At 41.2% G+C, this 20,668-nt stretch carries 16 protein-coding genes; all 16 read left to right on the top strand.

From position 1 onward, the window contains the following. Positions 1-336: 336 nt before the first annotated feature. Positions 337-597: a hypothetical protein gene (locus tag DXC01_RS11370; protein ID WP_118237780.1), complete on the top strand. Its 261-nt coding sequence runs from the start codon at positions 337-339 to the stop codon at positions 595-597. Positions 598-740: 143 nt separating this feature from the next. Then, entirely contained in the window at positions 741-1,193 is a 453-nt protein-coding gene (locus tag DXC01_RS11365; protein ID WP_117650443.1) for a hypothetical protein, read from the top strand. A gap of 156 nt (positions 1,194-1,349) precedes the next feature. Continuing rightward, complete coding sequence (locus DXC01_RS20310) at positions 1,350-1,487, top strand: hypothetical protein (RefSeq protein ID WP_181975467.1); 138 nt, start codon at positions 1,350-1,352, stop codon at positions 1,485-1,487. Between the two features lie 107 nt (positions 1,488-1,594). Beyond that, a complete protein-coding gene (locus DXC01_RS11360; RefSeq protein WP_117650442.1) occupies positions 1,595-2,320 on the top strand; it encodes an RNA polymerase sigma factor in 726 nt (241 codons plus the stop codon). 469 nt (positions 2,321-2,789) lie between these two features. Further along, entirely contained in the window at positions 2,790-8,684 is a 5,895-nt protein-coding gene (locus DXC01_RS11355; protein ID WP_118698939.1) for a SpaA isopeptide-forming pilin-related protein, read from the top strand. Positions 8,685-8,778: 94 nt separating this feature from the next. Beyond that, positions 8,779-8,925, top strand: coding sequence for a hypothetical protein (locus tag DXC01_RS20305; protein WP_172677208.1), 147 nt, complete (start codon positions 8,779-8,781; stop codon positions 8,923-8,925). Positions 8,926-9,149: 224 nt separating this feature from the next. Continuing rightward, positions 9,150-10,058: a DUF6017 domain-containing protein gene (locus DXC01_RS11345; RefSeq protein ID WP_330427666.1), complete on the top strand. Its 909-nt coding sequence runs from the start codon at positions 9,150-9,152 to the stop codon at positions 10,056-10,058. A gap of 31 nt (positions 10,059-10,089) precedes the next feature. Further along, a complete protein-coding gene (locus DXC01_RS11340; protein WP_029730832.1) occupies positions 10,090-10,608 on the top strand; it encodes a PcfB family protein in 519 nt (172 codons plus the stop codon). Next, on the top strand, positions 10,605-12,542 hold the full coding sequence (locus DXC01_RS11335; protein WP_055282540.1) for a VirD4-like conjugal transfer protein, CD1115 family: 1,938 nt from the start codon (positions 10,605-10,607) through the stop codon (positions 12,540-12,542). The genes DXC01_RS11340 and DXC01_RS11335 overlap by 4 nt, the downstream gene beginning before the upstream one ends. A gap of 147 nt (positions 12,543-12,689) precedes the next feature. Next, positions 12,690-12,902 (top strand): Maff2 family mobile element protein, encoded by a 213-nt coding sequence (locus tag DXC01_RS11330; protein ID WP_005421639.1) that lies wholly within the window; start codon positions 12,690-12,692, stop codon positions 12,900-12,902. A gap of 27 nt (positions 12,903-12,929) precedes the next feature. Next, positions 12,930-13,799 carry a VirB6/TrbL-like conjugal transfer protein, CD1112 family gene (locus DXC01_RS11325; RefSeq protein ID WP_117636425.1) on the top strand — a complete coding sequence of 290 codons (870 nt, stop codon included), beginning with the start codon at positions 12,930-12,932 and terminating at the stop codon, positions 13,797-13,799. Positions 13,800-13,823: 24 nt separating this feature from the next. Next, the gene (locus DXC01_RS11320) at positions 13,824-14,192 is read left to right on the top strand and encodes a PrgI family protein (RefSeq protein WP_118698938.1); all 369 of its coding nucleotides are present in this window, start codon (positions 13,824-13,826) and stop codon (positions 14,190-14,192) included. Next, positions 14,173-16,998 carry a VirB4-like conjugal transfer ATPase, CD1110 family gene (locus DXC01_RS11315; protein ID WP_117636426.1) on the top strand — a complete coding sequence of 942 codons (2,826 nt, stop codon included), beginning with the start codon at positions 14,173-14,175 and terminating at the stop codon, positions 16,996-16,998. Before DXC01_RS11320 ends, DXC01_RS11315 begins: the two co-directional genes overlap by 20 nt. Continuing rightward, positions 16,952-17,785: a class B sortase gene (gene srtB, locus DXC01_RS11310; protein ID WP_264472681.1), complete on the top strand. Its 834-nt coding sequence runs from the start codon at positions 16,952-16,954 to the stop codon at positions 17,783-17,785. The genes DXC01_RS11315 and srtB overlap by 47 nt, the downstream gene beginning before the upstream one ends. Next, positions 17,775-18,221 carry a hypothetical protein gene (locus tag DXC01_RS11305; protein ID WP_055282532.1) on the top strand — a complete coding sequence of 149 codons (447 nt, stop codon included), beginning with the start codon at positions 17,775-17,777 and terminating at the stop codon, positions 18,219-18,221. The genes srtB and DXC01_RS11305 overlap by 11 nt, the downstream gene beginning before the upstream one ends. A gap of 5 nt (positions 18,222-18,226) precedes the next feature. Beyond that, complete coding sequence (locus tag DXC01_RS11300; RefSeq protein WP_118698937.1) at positions 18,227-20,656, top strand: C40 family peptidase; 2,430 nt, start codon at positions 18,227-18,229, stop codon at positions 20,654-20,656. Positions 20,657-20,668 lie beyond the last annotated feature (12 nt).

Raw genomic sequence — 20,668 nt, 5'->3', positions numbered from 1 at the left:
ATCATCCTACTGGTCTATATCCAATTGGCACTTGGAAATAACAGGATTGGTGTCGGCTTTTATCAGTACTATATCATGTTGTATATAACATTAGTTGTGGCTCACATACGAATGCCCTTCTAATAAGTAACTTTAGATCTGAACCTTCAACCCAGATTTTCTTTTCCTTTTTTAGAGGAACATATAGAAAAAGTTGTTAAATACAACATGCATTAGTATATCATACGTAGAAAAACCGGTCAAGGTTTTTTTGCAATAGATATATTAAATTTGTATGAAAAATATGTAAAATAAGAACAATTTCCAGTGAGTATAGTGGCTGGAGAGACGAAAAGAATGCGAGAAATTACTATGGATAAAAATACGATAAGAGAAACGGTGCGTATGATAGCAAGTGACCAGAGTGTTATCAGCGTTGTAGGAGTAACTGTTTCAAGAAAAGATACACTTGAAAATTATATAGCGGTAAACAACGAAATGATAACGGTAGTTGGGGGAAAAGTCTCTGCTGATAGAGTACTTGGCAGGAGGCTGTTACGTGTTGACGATAAACGCAGGAAAATTATTTTGCGAAGGTATTACAGGATAAAAGTCTGAAAACGTAAGCACTACTTTTTTCTGGAACGGATTTTATGTATGAGATAGCCGGAATAGAAATGTCAATCATTTCGTCCGGCTATAATTGTCTTCATTTATATGGCGGTAATACAAAAAACGGTTCAGAAAGGAGGTAGCTCGTCTTGGGGTCGGCAGGGAAAAAACTAAGAACACGTATGGATATTGGAAAAGATATACAAAACTGTTTGGATGGTTTGAATAATATGACACATGCCAAACTTGCAGAGCTACTCAACCTTTCTGAAAAAACAGTTGACAGAATGGTTGCTGGAAAGGGGCCTATTACTAAATATGCTTCTGATTTAGCTAAAATTACAGGTAAGCCAGAGTCATGGTTTAAGGAAAATATTACATGGGAAGAGTGCGGAAAAGAAGAGGTTACGTCTGTTCATTTTGAAGCTAAAAATGTGACAGAAGAAGATAAGGAATTTGTGGAAAAAGCGTTGGCATTTTTTGAAAGACTTTATAATATTCCGGACAAGAATCTTAGAAATAAACTGATGGAAAATGCTGAAAAGAATTTTGAGGGTAGTATGGAATTAATAGAATTGATGAATGGAAAAGTAAGTTGGTGACGATCATTACAGGATAATCTGGATGGTCGTTTTTTTACGCTCAAAATTCGGACAGTTTTGTCCGTTGTTTCAGCTTAATTCGGACAGTACTGGGCTGGTTGTTTGAGGGGAGAATTGATACCATTAATACATCGAACAGAGAGGAGGCAAACAGAAATGAGTAAGGATGAATATTTAGAATTTATCACACATCAGCCCTATGACGCAATGGGAGATTTTAGTTTCCTTTTAGATGAAAAGTCTGATAAGGCTGAAAACACTACAATAGAAAATGACAATATGAACACTGATTAATCTGCGTGCAGGGAGTGCCCTGTATAGCTGATTGATACATAAAGCAGCAAGGAGAGGCTTCGCAAGTCGCTCGGTATAAAAAAAACCGGGCAGATCGGAGTCTTTTTTTGCTGCTTTTTTTGTCTGCTGACAGCCCGGAGCCGAAAGGCAGAAAGGTGGTTGTCATGCTGACACTTAGAAAACTGAAAGAAATGGTGGAATCTCCAAAGAAAGGCGAAAAGAAACCGAGCTGTAAAAGTTTACGGGAGGGGAAATACCCGGTTGTTGCTCAGAAGATTATTAAGAACGAGGTAGGCGTAGTCACGATCACTGTTTATAAGAACGGATATGTGGTCTATCAGGCACAGAATCGAGTAACAGTATTTCCTATCGAAGATATTTCCGGTTATCGCTACTCTTCTGTGGCTGGAAATGGATATGGATGTAATCTGACGGAATCTTACTTTGAAGAGGCTGAGTGGTATCTGCGTTTTGTTCTTCGAGGAGAAGATCGCCTGAGCATCAATCTGGATAGCTGCAATCAGAAACGCTGTATTTCCTTATCTTCTGCTATGGAAGAAATGCAGCTTGGAGAGAGTGTGGCACCGGACATGGAGGAAATGATTGTTCAGCAGATGGTGACAGAAAACATGATGGATATGCTGACGGATAAGCAGAAAGAACTTATTTATGCTCTTTATTTTGAGAAACAGACTTATCAGGAATATGCCGATATTCATGGAATCAGTTCAGCAGCAGTCAACAACATGAGAAATAAGGCAGTTGCCAAGCTGAGAGCCAGTTTAGAAGAACTCGCAGAGAGTAATGAGAAAAAGAAACTGAGAAAAAAATAAAAAAGTTTGCAAAAGGGGTTGGTAAACACCCTCTGCCGAGCTTTATAGGTGAAGGGTTAATTCTTCAAAAAGAAAAAGCCCGGACTTGTACCTTGACAATTTCATATAGATAGCAAGAGGGGATACCCGAAAACTCAGCTACGCATAATAACCAGCGGCCAGGATTCGGAGAGAACGTGAAAGGGAAACGGATGAAAGGCACTTTTACAAGGAACGGCCTCTTGCGGCTTAAATGCTTGATCCTTATTAAAACTGTTATTTCCATTTGATGGAGATGACAGCAGATACCATGTGGCGGTGCTTCGCTTCGTGCAGGTGCCGCTATATGCATGTGCTGTTATCTTTTCAGAAATGTACAGGTATCAGTAACAAAAACATCGGGAGGTGGTTCCAATGATTGAATAGTGCAGGTATAGACCTGCTGAAAAGAAAAACGATGATAAGTGAAGAAAGAGAGGATTAAGTCAAAATGAAAATGAAGTTCAAAAGATTCTTATCAGGAGTCATGGCAGTTGCCACATTAGCGTCTGTAATCGTTCAGCCAGTAGCTGTTTCTGCATCGGAATTAGAACCGGAAGAAATACCGTTTGAGCAGCAGTATCCGGAATTAAAAGAGGTACAGGATTCGCTTGATCCAGATGAAATTGTAACAACAAATGACATTGAACTTGTCTATGGACAGGAATTTGAAGTGGAAGTAGATCTGTCCGGTATTGACGGAGTGGATGAGAGTAAAATAAAAATCATGTTCCATGAAGCAAAAAATGAATCCGGAGCTGATTTCGATACACATACACCGGACACCTACAAGGCAGTATATGCGGTAGAGCCGGTAAGTGGTCATCCATCTTACAGAATCAGCAGAAATATCACTGTAAAAGAACCTGAAACAGAAATGCAGTCAGAGAGTTCTTCTGAAATTACAGTGGACGATGATAGTGGCACTGGAGATACAGAGCAGAGTGATGACGATTCAGAGTCGCACCAGGAAAACACAGTTGATACGGAAACTGAACTTACGGTGCCTGAAGTGCTGGAACAGGCAGAAACAAATGGAATTGATCTGTATGCAATGGATGCAGGAGAAACCGTAACCTTTATGGCTTCTGCAGGAAATGTAAGAAGTTCACAGCAGGTTTCTGTTACAAGGGGAACCATGTATCGTTACGCAGATTATGGATATGGTAGTTACCTTACTTATCAGTATACTGTGAAATTTGGTAATGTATCTGCCACAGCATACTGTGTACAGCCATCTAAGCCGGGACCAGGAAGTGGAACTTATACAATCAATAAGGTGGGAGATGGAAAAGCACTTGCTAAGGTATGTTATTATGGCATAAAAGCTTCTGGAGATGATGGATTTTTCACAGAAGAGAATGGATACGGCAATTTAAGTGCTGGAGCCAGATTTATTCTGGTACACCTTGCAGCATCTTATGCAAATGGTAGTGGGGACGCTTTTTCAGGTGCAAACAGCACTGCACAGAATCTTGCAAAGAAACTTTATAATTATTGCGTTTCTCAACCGGATATTCCATCAGTGGCAATGTCTTTTTCAGATGCAAACGTAAAAGCCTATGTAGAGGGTAACAGTCAGAGAACAAAGGATATAACATTTAAGGCAGATGCATTACAGACAATTACTATGAAACTCCCTGCAGGTGTAAAACTTCATAACCTGTCAACAGGAAAAACAAGCAAAGCTGGAGCAAATGTTGAAATCTGCGGTGGTACGAAGTTTTATCTATCAGCACCACTGACACAGGTAAGTGATGTGGCAGAGAGTTGGTCTACAACAATGAAAGGAAGCATTACTAAAGATTATTCAGCTTATAAGATTTCTACAGGATCTGGAAATCAGGATCTGGCATTGGTGTTTGGTGAAGGCGTGGATGATGAAAAATACGTGGATTTTAAAGTATCCTGGATTGAACTTGCAACTGTAGAAGTTATGAAGAAAGATTCAGCAGCAGATGTAAACCTTGCAGGAGCCGTATTTGGTATTTACAGTGATGCAGATTGCAAAAATCTGATTACTACAATGCCGGAAACAGACAGCAATGGCAAATCTTCTGCAACGATTGTAAAAACACAGGATACGGTATATCTGAAAGAAATCACAGCACCGAAAGGTTATGTGGTAAATACAACCGCTTACAATGTGAAGCTGGTAGCAAGTAAGACCACGACAACAACGGTACCGGATAAAGAGCAGCTTGGCGAACTGACTGTATATAAAGAAGGACAGGTTCTTGCAGGGGCAGATGTCAGCGAGAATGGTACAGTATTCCAGTATGAAAACAGACGTCAGAAAGGTGCTGTTTATAATGTATATGCAGGAGAAGATATTATCTCTGCCTATGGTGCGAAGATTTACAGCAAAGGCGATCTTGTGAAAGAAAACCTTTCGACAGACGAAAACGGTGCTTGTATCCTGAAAAATCTGCATCTTGGAACTTATGTTGTCAAAGAAATGCAGGCACCGGAGAACTTTTATAATGCTGGAGAGGAAAAGACAGTTACACTTTCCTATGCTGGACAGAATGTGGAAGTAGTCTTTTCTGATGTGATATTCACAAATGACAGACAGAAGGCAGATGTGAGTGTTGTAAAGAAAGACAAGGATACCGAAAATCCGTTATCTGGAGGTGTGTTTGCCCTGTATGCTGGCAGTGATATTGCCAACGCAGACGGAAATGTAGTAGTGAAGAAAGGCACATTGATTGAAAAATTAACGACAGGAGCAGATGGAAAAGCGGCATTTAACGCAGATCTTCCGATTGGATTTTCTTATGTAGTCAAAGAGGAACAGGCACCACAGGGATATTTGAGAAATTCTAAAGATGTTTATACATTTAAGTTCTCATATACCAGTGACAGTGAGCCGAAAGTTTCATTCACTCATACATTTGTAAATGAGAGAGTCAAAGCAAAGATTTCTCTGGAAAAGAGAGATGCGGAAACAAAACAGGCGGTTGCACAGGGAGATGCGACACTGGAAAAAGCAGTTTATGGACTGTACGCTCGTAATGATATTGTTCATCCGGACGGTATTACCGGTGTGATCTATAAAGCCGGGGAGCAGGTTGCTACTCTTACAACAGATAAGAATGGACAGGCTTCTGTAGATGGCTTGTATCTTGGAGATTACTATGTGAAAGAGATTAGTCCGTCAGTGGGTTATCTGGCAGACGAAACAGAACATGATCTGGTCTGCAATTATGAAGGCGATCTGGTAGCAGAGGTTAAACGTGACTGCACTTCACTGGAGCAGGTAATGAAACAGCCGTTCCAGATCATCAAAGCAGCCAATAATGGAAAAACAGACGCTGATCTGCTGAAAGGTGCCGGATTTACGGCATATCTGGAATCTTCCCTGACAAAGAAAGCAGACGGAAACTATGAGTTTGCTTCTGCAACACCAGTTGTGATCGGGGAAAATGGTGCAACAGAAATGTTCACAGACGAAAAGGGTTATGCTTGCAGTATCGCACTTCCATATGGAACTTATATTGTGCGTGAAACTACAACTCCTCACAATTATACTCCGGTAGATGATTTTACAGTGCGTATCACAGAGAATAATCCGAACCAGCCACAGACGTGGAGAGTACTTCTGGATGATGAGTTTGAAGCAAAGCTGAAAATCATCAAACAGGATGATGAAACTAAGAAACCAGTATTACAGAAAAATACAGAGTTTAAGATTTATGACCTGGATCATAAGAAGTATGTGGAGCAGGTTACAACCTATCCGACAACGGTTAAGCACAAATCTTATTTTACAGATGAGCAGGGATATTTGATTCTTCCGCAGAATCTGAAAATCGGAAATTACCGTATTGAGGAAGTGAATGCCCCGTTCGGTTACACATTGAATAAAAATTATTATGAGGTAACAGTTGATTCTAATACTGCATATCAGATGGATGGAACTTCCGGGGATGTGATCATTGAAGCAATTTATGAGAACCATCCAGTTAAGGGAGAACTGACTATCGTGAAAAAGGGCGAAGTTCTGGACGGATTCAAGGATGATTTTACATATCAGACAGAAAATCTGGAAGGAGCAGAGTTTGCCATTTATGCTGCGGAGGATATTTATACCGCTGATTTCCAGAAAGATGACAATGGAAACCGTATTCTGGAATATGCAGCCGGAACACTTGTAAAAACTGTTACAACCGATAAAGAGGGAAAAGCGGTCCTGAAGAATCTTCCACTTGGAAGTTATAAGATTGTGGAAACGTCTGCGCCAACAGGATTTGTTTTAAACAGCGAAGCACAGACAGTCACTTTTACTTACAAAGATCAGGAAACACCTGTCATTGAGCAGACAGCTACTTTTGAGAATGAACGCCAGAAGGTAGAAATTTCGGTGGAAAAACAGGATGCTGATACAGAAAAAGCAGTTGCAGGGGCAGAATTTGGACTTTATGCGAAGAATGACATAGAAGCTCATGGAACTGTGATTGTGAAAGCAGGCTCACTTCTTGGAAAAGCTGTTTCCGGAGAAGATGGAAAGGCTGTATTTACACAGGATCTGCCATTTGGAGAGTATTATATCAAAGAACTGGCAGCACCGAATGGCTATGTATTTTCAGATGAAGTTCTGGAAGTAAAGGCAGAGTACCAGGGACAGGAGGTTAAGGTCGTGCAGTTATCTTCTGTACTTAAAAATCAGCCTACAAAAGTTGTGGTTTCCAAGTCTGACCTGACTACTGGCGTGGAATTATCTGGTGCGACTCTTACGGTACTGGACAAAGATGGAAATGTAGTTGATACATGGAAGTCTGTAAAAGGTGAGCAGCATATGATTGAACGGCTTACTGTAGGGGAAACCTATACTCTCAGGGAAGAAATAGCTCCTTATGGATACCTCAAGGCAGAAGAGGTCACTTTTACGATTGAGGATACTGGGGAAATCCAGAAAGTGGAAATGAAAGATGATGTGCCGACAGGAACGATCATCATCAATAAAAATGGAGAGTTTCTGGATAAAGTAACGGCATTGGATTCTGTTGGAGGATGGATCAGCCATTTATTCCAGTATGTAACAGGCAGTCTGAAAGATGTTACCTTTGAAGTATTTGCTTTAGAGGACGTGAAATCTGCTGACGGGGAAAGTGAAGATTATTATAAAAAAGATGAACTGGTAGCAACCATTACAACGGATGATACCGGCATTGCAAAGTTATCCGGACTTCCTCTTGGCAAATATTATGTCAAAGAAAAAGCTACAGTGGATGGTTTTGTACTGGATAATGAGGCAAGAGAGATTGACCTGACATATCGTGATCAGGATACTGCAGAAGTCACTTACTCTGCTGACTGGCAGAACAATCGCCAGAAAGCGGAAGTGGAAGTTGTGAAAAAAGAGAAAGATTCGGATCGTGTACTGGAAGGTGCAGTATTTGCCCTTTGTGCCAAGAATGATATTACAGGAGCAGACGGAAAAGTTATTCTGGAAGCGGATACTGTGATTGAAGAACTGGCAACGGATAAAGAAGGAAAACTGACTTTTACAGCAGATTTACCGATTGGTTTTGAGTATTATATCAAGGAAACTTCCCCGGCACCTGGATTTGCAACGACAGATGAAACACAGGAGTTTACATTTGAGTACGAAGGTGCGGAAAAGGAAAAAGTATTTTATTCATTTACTTTTGAGGATGAACCGACAGTAATTGAGATTACCAAGACTTCCCTGACAGATGGAAAAGAGCTGGAAGGTGCCAAGTTACAGGTAACTGATGAAAGTGGTAAGGTTGTAGATTCCTGGATTTCCGGTAAAGAAGCTCATATCATCAAAGAACTGGTAGTCGGACAGAAGTATACCCTGACAGAAACAAAACCAGCAGATGGTTTTGTGACAGCGGAAAGCATTACATTTACCGTTGAAGATACCGTAGAAGCACAGAAAATCGAGATGAAAGACGATGTTACCAAGGTAGAGATCTCCAAGACGGATATTTCCGGTAAGGAACTGCCGGGCGCAAAACTGACAATTCTCGACAAAGACGGTAAAACGGTAGAGAGTTGGACTTCTGAGGAGAAACCGCATTACATTGAAATGCTTCCGATTGGGGAGTATACACTTCGGGAAGAATCTGCCCCTAATGGTTATCTGATAGCTGAGGACGTGAAGTTCACAGTGGAAGATACCGGGGAGATTCAGAAAGTTGTGATGAAAGATGAGGTAAAACCGGAAGAAACATCAACACCGGAAACACCATCTACACAGGTAACAGATACACCGAAAACCGGAGATGATACACATATGCTGCTTTGGATTCTGCTTGCAGTAGCAGGTATGGCAGGTGTAGTGTCAGCGGTATGGGTGGCAAGAAAGAAGAAATAAAAATCAGTTAGTTAAGAGGGCATTTATGGACGAAAAAGATTCATAAATGCTCTCTTTCTGGTTAATACTAGGAAAAATGAAGGGAGAATGTATTATGAAACAGGTATTAATTATAGCGGTTGTAGCAATTATTGCAGCAGTTAATTTTGTGATGTATTGCTGTCTGAGAGTAGCATCACAGGAAGATCAGATGTTGGAAAAACTGAGCAGGAGAAAGGAGTCAGAAAGCGATGGCGATTAGATATGCAGAGGACAAGCCGAAATCCTGTGAATATTGTTATTTCTGGAATGAAAAGAAAAAGGAATGCAGGCAGATGAGATGCTTTTATCAGCTCCCTGAAAAGCCACCTGATCCAGATCCGGCACACAGGTTTTGGGTTCCATGCAAAGGCTGTCCGTATGGAAGAAATCCCTGTATTGGCTATTGCATGGCTAAAATTCTAAAAGAGCAGAGGAAAAAACAATCTGGATAAGGATACATACATATTCCCGTATCACTACGGGGAGGAAGCAGAACAGTATACGTTCTATCGGATTCCCAAGATTCTCTTTACCAGTCCGGTATTTGGAAAACTGACCTGTGAAGCTAAGTTGTTGTATGGTCTATTGCTAGACCGGATGCAGTTATCTGTGAAGAATCAGTGGATGGATTCGGAGGGAAAAGTGTATATATATTTTTCGCAGGAGCAGATAGCAGGGCTTATGGGATGTGGAGTAAAAAAAGTCCGGTGCTTGTTAAAGGAACTGGATGACCGGAAAGGAATCGGATTGATTACGAGAGTCAGACAGGGATTGGGAAATCCCGATAGAATCTATGTAAAAAAATGCGTATCACCAGAACGGTTCAAAGAGAACTTCCAGACAGGTCAAAATGACTTCTCAGGAAAGGTACAAATGACCGATGCAGACAGGTGTAAACTGCCAGGTAATGATATAGAGGATAGTAATACTGAGAATAACGATACAGAGTATCTTTCTTTCTATTCAGATGCCAGTGAAGTGAAAAGGAAAGAAGCTGAAAGGAATGCTTATCAGCAGATTATCCTTGAACACATTGGATATGACTATATCGTAGATGATTTCAACCGGCATATGTTGGATGAGATTGTGGGGTTAATGGTAGATGTGGTGTGTTCGGAACAGGAGTTTATACGGATTGGAGGGGACAGAAAACCTTTATCCGTAGTAAAAAGCCAGTTTTTAAAACTGGATGCAGAGCATATTCGGTTCGTATTGCATTGCATGAAAGAAAATACCAGTAAAGTAGTAAATATGCGTCAGTATTTGTTGGCAGTATTATATAATGCACCGCTGACCATCAGCAATTATTACTCATCTTTGGTGCAGCATGATATGTACGAAGGGAATATATGAATTTTAGATTTTCAGGAAGGGAGTGATTCTATTGCAGGAAGAAGTAAATGAGAAAACCGTATCGTTATGTATCACTGGTGGAAAAGTGACAGTCCGTTTATTGAAACAGGCAATGATGCGTTTTCTGGCGGCAGTGGAGAAAGAAAAAGCAGAGAAAGCAAGAAAACAGCAGACAAAGGCACCTCCGGATAAAGAATATCATGGAAAGCAGAGTTTAAAGAAGCTGACACAGCAGAATATTCAACTTTCCAACATTGAGATTACAGATAATAACATTAAGGCTTTTGAAAAGGTTGCAAAAAAATATGGTATTGATTTCAGCCTAAAACGTGATAAGTCTGTAGATCCACCAAGATATTTTGTTTTCTTTAAGGCGAGAGATGTGGAGGTGATGACAGCAGCATTTCGGGAGTTTACCGGAAAGACACTGAATAAAACCAAGAAACCATCTGTCCGTAAGAAATTACAGCAGGCAATCACAGCCCGTAACCAGGACAAACAGAGAGAACGGGAGAAATCAAAAGAGAAGCAGAAGGAGCCAACATTATGAGTGGGATAAAAAATATAAAGAAAAAACTGAAAGGTTTTCAGGTGCGTCCCCCGAATGTGGAAGTAATAAAAAAGGTTCTGCTACATATACCGTATGTGGTTGTGTTTTATGTGGTAAATAAATGTACCTGGCTTTATCAGTATTGCAGGGGCAGTACAGTAGTAGACAGGCTGATGATTCTTCTTATGAATTATCCATTAGCTTTTAAGAAGCTGTTGCCAAGCATGAAGCTGAAAAGTCTGGTTGCGGGAACAATCGCAGCAGTTGGCATATGGGCAGTGGTATATTTCAAGGGAAAGAATGGAAAGAAGTTTCGCCAGGGGGAGGAATATGGTTCTGCCAGGTGGGGAAATGAAAAGGATATAGCACCTTTTATTGATCCGGTTTTTGAGAATAATATTCTGCTGACACAAACGGAACGTCTGACCATGAACAGTAGACCAAAGAAACCGAAGTACGCCAGAAACAAGAATATTATAGTGATAGGTGGATCTGGAAGCGGTAAGACTCGATTTTATGTAAAACCGCAGCTTATGCAGATGCCGGACAATGTAAGTTTTGTGGTCACCGATCCAAAGGGAACGATTATCGTGGAATGTGGTAAAATGTTAGCAAGAGGGACACCGAAGAAAGATAAAAACGGAAAAATTTTGCGTGATAAAAATGGCAGGGTGGTAATGGCTCCTTACAAAATCAAGGTGCTGAATACCATCAATTTTTCCAAGAGTATGCATTATAATCCATTTCATTACATTCGTTCTGAAAAAGATATTCTGAAACTGGTAAATACAATCATGGTAAATACCAAGGGCGAGGGAGAAAAATCTTCCGAGGATTTCTGGACGAAAGCGGAACGTCTGCTGTATTGTGCTTTGATTGGTTATATCTATTATGAAGCACCAGAAGAAGAACAGAATTTCTCAACCCTGCTGGAATTTATCAATGCCAGTGAAACCAGGGAAGAAGATGAAGAGTTTAAAAATGCTGTGGATCTGTTATTTGAGGAGTTGGAAAGGGACGAGCCGAACCACTTTGCAGTAAGGCAGTATAAAAAATACAAACTGGCTGCAGGAAAAACGGCAAAGTCGATTTTGATCAGCTGTGGTGCCAGACTTGCTCCGTTTGATATTGCGGAACTTAGGGAACTGACTTCTTATGATGAAATGGAACTGGATATGATTGGAGATCAGAGAACGGCACTGTTTATTGTAATTTCGGATACAGACGATACTTTTAACTTTGTGGTTGCTATGATGTACAGTCAGCTTTTCAATCTGTTATGCGACAGAGCCGATGATGTTCATCATGGAAGACTGCCTTATCATGTGAGAATCCTTTGTGACGAGTTCGCAAATATTGGTCAGATTCCGAAGTTTGACAAGCTGATTGCAACGATCCGAAGCAGGGAAATTTCTGCTTCCATTATACTCCAGTCCCAGTCGCAGCTCAAGACAATTTACAAGGATGCAGCCGAAACCATTACGGGAAATTGTGACACAATGTTGTTCCTGGGAGGTAAGGAAAGTACCACTCTGAAAGAAATTTCAGAAACACTGGGTAAGGAAACCATTGACTTATATAACACTTCTGATACAAGAGGACAGAGCAGATCTTACGGTTTGAACTATCAGAAAACAGGAAAAGAATTGATGAGTCGGGATGAACTGGCAGTCATGGACGGTAACAAGTGTATTTTACAGCTTCGTGGTGTCCGTCCGTTTTACAGTGATAAATTTGACATTACAAAACATAAACGGTATAAGCAGTTATCCGATTATGATAAAAAGAATGAGTTCCATGTGGAAGAATACATGAAACATCAGATGGAAGTCCGGTTAGATCCGGAAGAACAGTTTGACCTTTATATGTATGAAGGCAGTGAACTGGAAGAACAATCAAATAATGAAAATGAAGGCACAGGGCATGTAACGTAAAACATACATAGCTCTTTTTTTATGCCCTTTTGGGAGGTAGCGATATGCATAAGCATGAAAGACCGCCCATCAGGGCGGAACCCTCCGAGTAGTAACCAGTAAAAAATCACAATGAAAAACAGGAGTTACGAAAGGAGAACATAGATTATGGCGTTTTTTACATCAGCAATTAATATTTTACAGACACTCGTTGTCGCAATCGGAGCAGGACTTGCAGTTTGGGGAGTTATCAATCTTCTGGAAGGTTATGGTAATGATAATCCGGGTGCGAAGTCACAGGGAATCAAGCAGCTTATGGCAGGTGGAGGTGTCGTTCTGATCGGTACACAGCTTGTACCATTACTGGCGAATTTGTTTTAGCCGGGGCAGTAGGAAAGGAGAACACGCATGGATAAGATTTTTGAGTCCATAGAAGAATGGATGCGTAACCTCCTTACAGGCATGGTCAGCTCAAACCTGACGAACATGTTTACCGATGTAAATGAAAAAACCGGTGATATTGCAAGTCAGGTTGGGCAAACGCCCCAGGGATGGAATGGCAGTATATTTAGTCTGATTCAGAATCTGTCAGATTCTGTGATCGTGCCGATTGCCGGGATGATTATAACCTTTGTGTTGTGTTATGAGCTGATTTCCATGCTCACAGAGAAGAACAACATGCATGACATTGATACATGGATGTTCTTCAAATATTTTTTTAAAATGTGGGTTGCAGTCTGGTTCGTAAGTAATGCATTCACAATTACTATGGCGATTTTTGATGTGGGACAGAATGTAGTGAACCGGGCATCAGGAGTGATCAATCATCAGACAGCAATTAATATTGATTCGGTGGTCACTTCAATGGAAACGGCAATGGAATCAATGGAAGTAGGGGAACTGGTTATACTGGCACTGGAAACATTTCTGGCAAGCCTGTGTTTAAAGGTTATTTCCGTTTTTATAACGGTCATTTTATATGGACGTATGATTGAAATTTACTTATATTCGTCAATCGGTGCAATTCCGTTCGCAACGATGAGCAACCGGGAATGGGGACAGATTGGCAGTAACTATTTAAGAGGATTGTTCGCATTGGCATTCCAAGGATTTTTTATCATGGTGTGTGTGGGAATCTATTCTGTATTGGTTGCTAATATACAGATATCAGATAACGTGCATACAGCATTGCTCAGTGTGATGGCATATACGGTTGTACTGTGCTTCAGTCTTATGAAAACGGCTAATTTCTCAAAGAGTGTGTTTAACACACATTAAATATAAAAAAGGAGATGATAGAAAATGGCTTTTGTATCAGTACCCAAAGATCTGACGAAAGTTAAAAATAAGATTATTCTGAACCTCACAAAACGTCAGCTTATTTGTCTTGGCATTGCAACTGCAGTAGGGCTTCCGTTTTATTTCCTGGCAAGAGGATTGATTGGTTCAAGTAATGCGGCAACCGGAATGTGTTTGTTGATGCTTCCGGCTTTTTTGTTTGCCATGTATGAGAAAGACGGACTTCCTTTAGAAAAAGTCCTGAAAAATATGATTACAGTAAAATTTATCCGTCCTCCGTTGCGGAAGTATGAGGTGGAAAATATGTATGAGAAAAGAAAAATTATAACAAAATCGAAGGGAGGTACAGTTCGTGGAAAGAAGAGAAAATGATAAATTGCTGCCCGAACATGCCAAAGATGCTTCTTATCCAGAGGACTGGTGGTTAGATGAAGCAGATTCTGCTGATGGTTTACCAGTGTTTGCCATGGATGAAGCAGAAGATTTTGTCAAGGACAGACAGCGTTTGAAGGGAGTACCTATGGTTACAGGGTATGAAGCACTGGAGCGACATCGGGGTATCCGCAGACCAAGACGTAAATTAAGCAGACGAGAGCAGCGAGCCTGGGAAAAAGCACAGAAGTATGAAGCGAAACTTCATAAGGCACAGGAAAAGGAAGATAAAAAACGTGCAAAACAGGAAGCAAAGCTGGCTGCTCGTGAAGAAAAAGCAGCACAGAAGCAGGCGAAAAAAGAGAAAAAGTATAAAAAGAAAACGAAACCGACAGCTTCCTCTTACGCAAAATCCAGTGGGAAAAAGTGTGCTGCAAAAAAAGTGAGCAGCAATAAGAAGGGTGGAAATAAGGAAAAGAAGATTACCGCACAGCAGTCTATCCCATACAGAGAAATGGGAAAAGATGGTATCTGTCGTGTGGAAGATGGTTACTATTCCAAAACAATCCGTTTTTATGATATTAACTACCAGTTAGCACAGAATGAGGATAAAAATGCGATTTTTGAAAACTGGTGTGATTTTCTGAACTATTTTGACAGTACGATTCATTTCCAGTTGTCCTTTATCAATCATCACAGCAATATGGCAGAATATGAAGATGTGATTCGCATTAAGAAGCAGAATGACAGTTTTGATGATCTGCGTATGGAGTTTGCTCAGATGCTCAGAAACCAGTTGGCAAAGGGAAATAATGGTCTTGTCAGAACAAAGTATCTTACATTTGGAATCGAAGCAGACAATATCCGGGAAGCAAAACCGAAACTGGAGCGTATCGAAACGGATATTCTCAATAACTTTAAGGTATTAGGGGTGTCTGCTTATCCGTTGAATGGCGTGGAGCGTTTGCAGATTATGTATGAAACGTTCAACCAGGATAATAAAGTTCCGTTCCGGTTCAACTATGAAGATGTGTTGCGTACCGGACTGAATACCAAGGACTATATTGCACCATCCAGTTTTGTATTTAAAAATGGAAAAGATTTTCAGATGGGAGATACTATCGGGGCAGTATCCTACCTGCAGATTCTGGCACCGGAGCTGACTGATAAAATGCTTGCGGAATTTCTGGAAATGGACTGCAATCTGCTTGTGAATCTTCATATCCAGTCCATCGACCAGATGAAAGCGATTAAGCTGGTAAAAGCAAAGGTTACAGATATTAACAGGATGAAAATCGAGGAGCAGAAAAAAGCAGTTCGTTCCGGATATGATATGGATATTATCCCGTCTGATTTGAATACTTACGGAGGGGAAGCAAAGAGGCTTCTGGAAGATTTGCAATCCAGGAATGAGAGAATGTTTCTTGTGACGGTGGTGTTTTTAAATACTGCAAAAAATAAACAGGAACTGGAAAATGTGGTATTTCAGACCGCAGGTATTGCACAGAAATATAATTGTGCATTAAAGAGGCTTGATTATCAGCAGGAACCGGGACTTATGAGCAGTCTGCCACTTGGAAAAAACTGGATTCCTATTAAAAGAGCATTAACGACAACTTCAACAGCGATTTTTGTTCCGTTCACGACACAGGAATTATTTATGGGTGGAGAATCCATTTACTACGGTCTGAATGCCTTGTCTAACAACCTGATTATGGCTGACAGGAAGAAACTGAAAAACCCGAATGGCTTGATCGTGGGTACTCCGGGAGCTGGTAAGTCCTTTGCGGCAAAACGTGAAATTACCAATGTTTTTATCGTGACAAAGGACGATATTATTATCTGTGATCCAGAAGGCGAGTATTTTCCCATAGTCCGGGCATTCAATGGACAGGTTGTTCGTATTTCGCCAACTAGTCATGATTATATCAATCCGATGGATATTAACACCAATTATGCGGATGATGACGATCCGTTATCTTTGAAATCAGATTTTATTCTTTCACTTTGTGAACTGGTAGTAGGTGGGAAGAATGGCTTGGAGCCAGTAGAAAAGACGATTATTGACCGTTGTGTCCGCTTGGTATATCAGGACTATCTTGCAGATCCGGTTCCAGAGAAGATGCCGATACTGGAGGATTTATACAATCTGCTTCGCAAGCAGGAAGAACCAGAGGCACAGCGTCTGGCAACGGCACTGGAAATCTATGTTAATGGTTCTCTTAAAGTATTCAACCATCGCACGAATGTTGAGTTGAATAACCGTCTGGTATGTTTCGACATTAAAGACCTTGGTAAGCAACTTAAAAAACTTGGTATGCTGATTGTTCAGGATCAGGTCTGGAACAGGGTAACAGTCAATCGTGCTGCACATAAATCTACCAGATATTACATTGATGAGTTTCACTTGCTGCTGAAAGAAGAACAGACAGCAGCATATAGCGTGGAAATCTGGAAGAGGTTCCGTAAGTGGGGCGGTATTCCGACTGGTATCACACAGAATGTAAAAGACCTGCTTGCTTCAAGAGAAATCGAGAACATCTTTGAAAACTCTGATTTTATTCTGATGCTTAACCAGGCATCCGGGGACAGACAGATTCTTGCCAAACAGCTTAACATCTCTCCGCATCAGCTTTCCTATGTGACAAACAGTGGAGCAGGAGAAGGCTTGATTTTTTATGGAAATACAATTATTCCGTTTAAGGACAGATTTGATAATTCTCTTATGCTGTATGCGTTAATGTCATCGAAACCGGAAGATGTGGAAAAACGTGAAAAACTTGGCATCAAAGACAGGGACGATTAACAGGAGGAGTGGCAGAGTGAGGCGGTTTATAGCAGGAATATTGATGATTGTTTCGATTATTTTGCTTACTATCAGTATTTACTTTCTGATGGGAATGTTCATACAGGAAAGACAGGACAATCAGTTACAGCAAGAGTTGCAGGAACTTATGCAGGAGAAAGAGGACGAGCCGGGAGAAAATTCTTCCGGCGATTCTTTTATAGAAGTAGATGCTGGAATACTGGCATTGCATGAGGAAAATCCAGATTGTATTGGGTGGCTTACGATTGAGGGAACAAAGATAGACTACCCAGTTATGTACAGGCCCGGAGATAAGAATTATTATCTGCATCGGGATTTTAATGGGGACTACTCAGCAAATGGCTGTCTGTTTCTTGCTGAGGAATGTGTGCCGGGAGATTCAGACAACCTGATTATCTATGGGCATCATATGAACAGTGGGAAGATGTTTGCTGATCTTGAAAAATATAAAGACAAGGGATTTTATGAGGAGCATCCAACAATCCTGTTCCGTACCATATGGGGAAATGAACAGTATCAGATATTATCAGCATTTACAACACCGGTTTATACCGGAAATGACTTTAACTATTACAGTTTTATAAAAGCACAGAAAGGGGCAGATTATGAGTACTTTATTAGAGAAATTAAGCGAAAAGCAATCTATGAAACCGGAATCACAGCAGAATATGGGGACAAGCTGCTTACATTGTCCACATGCGAATATTCACAGCGGAATGGGCGTATGGTCGTGGTTGCAAAAAAAATTCAGCAAAATGAAAGCTGAGAAAGAACCGGAAGAATTTGAATTTGGCTGCGAAGATCTGACGAAGGACTGGTTTGATGAGATAAGTGATATGGAAGAACCGGAAGAGAAAATTAAGTGCGATGAAAATGATTTTTTTGATAATGAGCAGGACAGTGTAGAGCCGGATTCTAAACCAGATAAAGCAAGAACAGGAGGTATCTGGGACTGGGACAGCGAAGACTACTGGGCTTATGGGGAATCTGAAAGATCACTTTTAGAAATGGCGCATAAGGATATGCTTTGCATTGCTGGTCTGTTAGAAGTAATGGATTCATTGGCTCTGCTTGCAGATACGCAGGGGCGAGAGTTACAGAGTGGTCTTTCTGATGTTTCAGTGAAATTAAAGGATAAGGCGATTGCCATTGAAAACAGATGGAACACGTTTCTGAACAAAAATTATGAAATCAGGAGATGATGACCATGCAGGAGCATGAATATAAAGCAAGGGATAAAACTGTCCAGAAGATGAGCCGGGATGGACTTCGGGAAGAAAATCTTCGCAGTAAAAAGGAGAAGCGAATTACCAGACGTGAGGCAGATGAGAAGAAAACAGCCGGACACAGGGAACAGGAGCTGGATTTTGGAAAGGCAAGAAAAGCTCATACTGCAGAAGAACCAGTAGAGGAAGGAACAGAGGGAAAACACAGGTTACAGTCAAGACACGCTTTTCTGGAACAGGAAAAAATTGCGGAAGCGGATGAAATGGAAAACTCAGAAATGAGTGAGGATAAGGCAGACGGGGAGAAATCTCCGTCTGTTTCACGTTCCAGACTTCGTAAAGAAAGTATCCGGGGACATCCGGGACAGGATGCCGAACGTGATTCTGAAACACCGGAACCAGACAGGCAGAGCCGAAAGAAAAAGATGGTCACAGCCTATGCAGCAAAAGAGCAGAAACGCTACCATGAAAAGTCAGAAGTTGATGAAAAATCAATGGAAGATTTTCGGGAAGAGATCAAAGGCAAGACGAAAAGGGAACAGACGCTAAAAGAACAGAAGAAATCAAAATCCCGTCTTTCCTTTGAAGATGAAGGCAAAGGTATGATTCCAGGCAGTGGAATGGCAAGAAAGGGTGCAACCGTTGTTTCTGAAACGGCATCTGCCTATGGTCAGAAAAAGATCAGAGAGGATACCGACGATAATGCGGCTCTTGATGCAGCAGAGCAAATGGAACTTGCGGGAGAAAGTCTTGCAAGAAAGTCAATTTACGTCCGGGAACGGTTAAAAGAGAACCGGCAGAGAAATAACCGGTTAAGGGAATCTGTGCTGGAAGAAATGGAAAAATCCCGCTTGCAGTTTGGAACTAGTGCTTCCAATGAGGCAAAAAAGGCGGTTCAGAAAGAAGCAGAGCAGAAAAAACAGTCTGCCTTAAAGAAATTACTGCAGAAAAAGCGTTACCAGAAACAGTATCAGGCTGCGAAACAGGGAAAGGCTGCGAAAGATGCAGTGTTTGTAAATGCACAGCGATTTACGGAGAAAGCCAAGGCAGCAGTCAAGGAGATTGTGGCGCAGAACCGGAATATCCTTCTGACGATAGGAGTTATGGTTTTGCTTTTTGCATTGATGGCAACGAGTCTGTCAAGTTGCGCTGCGTTATTCCAGGGAGGTTCCAATGCCATTATTTCTACCAGTTATTCCAGTGAGGATGAAGATATTTATGCTGCGGAAAATGCTTATGTAGCATTGGAAAATGCACTGAATGAGCAGATCAATCAGATGAAGGCAAACCATTCCGACTATGATGAGTTCCAGTTCCAGATTGATGAGATTGGACACAACCCGTATCAGCTTATTTCTTACTTGACAGTCAAGTATGGCGGTTTTACCTATGCAGAGGTTGCGGATGAGATCCAGGAGATTTTTAAGGAACAGTATGGGTTGTATACGGACTCGACACGAGAAACTGTAACAGAAAAGAAAAAGGTCAGGGTTGGGGAATCACTGGGACAGGTGGTGACCAGCGGATATTGTAACTGTTCAATCTGTTGCGGGCAGTGGAGCGGTGGTCCGACTGCAAGTGGCGCATATCCACAGGCTAATCATACGATTGCAGTAGATGCTTCCAATCCATTTGTGCCAATGGGAACCCATGTCATTATGAACGGAGTGGAATATGTAGTAGAAGATACGGGAGCATTTGCAAAATATGGTGTTCAGTTTGATGTATATTATGGTGATCATGTTTCTGCATCAGCACATGGGCATCAGACCTGGGAAGCGTACATAGCAGACAGCAACGGAAGTCAGGAAGTAGAAGTAACAACGACAAGAGAAGTGAACCGTTTGGATGTAACACTCACGAACCATAATCTGGATGCAGTTTTAAGAAACCGTATGACAGATAAGGAACAGGAGCAGTATGACGCTTACAACAAATACTATGGAAATCGTGATTATCTGTTTGACCTTAACACAATTCCGACAGGTGGGGCAGGCTTTGGATATGATATTCCGGCAGAAGCACTTTCTGATCCGCAGTTTGCCAAGATGATTCGGGAAGCAGAAAAATATCTGGGTTATCCGTATGTGTGGGGCGGTGCATCTCCATCTACCAGTTTTGATTGTTCCGGTTTCGTATGTTGGGTAATCAATAACTGCGGAAATGGCTGGAATGTAGGAAGAACAACGGCAGATGGGCTTCGGTCTTATTGCTCCTATGTATCTCCATCTGATGCAAAGCCGGGAGATCTGATCTTTTTCCAGGGAACTTATGATACGCCGGGAGCGAGCCATGTTGGAATTTATGTAGGAAATAATATGATGATCCATTGTGGAAACCCGATTCAGTATACGAGCATTGCAAGCTCTTACTGGCAGCAACACTTTATGGCATTTGGAAGGCTTCATTAGAAGGGAGTGATG

This window comes from Blautia sp. OM07-19, assembly GCF_003481595.1.
Classification (GTDB): Bacteria; Bacillota; Clostridia; order Lachnospirales; family Lachnospiraceae; genus Blautia_A; species Blautia_A intestinihominis.
Note: the sequence above shows the minus strand (reverse complement) of the source record. Positions and strands in the feature narration are given on the sequence as shown.

Bases quoted from the DNA above. Each gene is read 5' to 3' on its own strand.
- DXC01_RS11370 (WP_118237780.1), top strand. From the start codon at position 337: ATGCGAGAAATTACTATGGATAAAAATACGATAAGAGAAACGGTGCGT.
- DXC01_RS20310 (WP_181975467.1), top strand. From the start codon at position 1,350: ATGAGTAAGGATGAATATTTAGAATTTATCACACATCAGCCCTATGAC.
- srtB (WP_264472681.1), top strand. From the start codon at position 16,952: ATGTGGAAAAACGTGAAAAACTTGGCATCAAAGACAGGGACGATTAAC.
- DXC01_RS11355 (WP_118698939.1), top strand. From the start codon at position 2,790: ATGAAAATGAAGTTCAAAAGATTCTTATCAGGAGTCATGGCAGTTGCC.
- DXC01_RS20305 (WP_172677208.1), top strand. From the start codon at position 8,779: ATGAAACAGGTATTAATTATAGCGGTTGTAGCAATTATTGCAGCAGTT.
- DXC01_RS11325 (WP_117636425.1), top strand. From the start codon at position 12,930: ATGGATAAGATTTTTGAGTCCATAGAAGAATGGATGCGTAACCTCCTT.
- DXC01_RS11335 (WP_055282540.1), top strand. From the start codon at position 10,605: ATGAGTGGGATAAAAAATATAAAGAAAAAACTGAAAGGTTTTCAGGTG.
- DXC01_RS11320 (WP_118698938.1), top strand. From the start codon at position 13,824: ATGGCTTTTGTATCAGTACCCAAAGATCTGACGAAAGTTAAAAATAAG.
- DXC01_RS11300 (WP_118698937.1), top strand. From the start codon at position 18,227: ATGCAGGAGCATGAATATAAAGCAAGGGATAAAACTGTCCAGAAGATG.
- DXC01_RS11305 (WP_055282532.1), top strand. From the start codon at position 17,775: ATGAAAGCTGAGAAAGAACCGGAAGAATTTGAATTTGGCTGCGAAGAT.
- DXC01_RS11330 (WP_005421639.1), top strand. From the start codon at position 12,690: ATGGCGTTTTTTACATCAGCAATTAATATTTTACAGACACTCGTTGTC.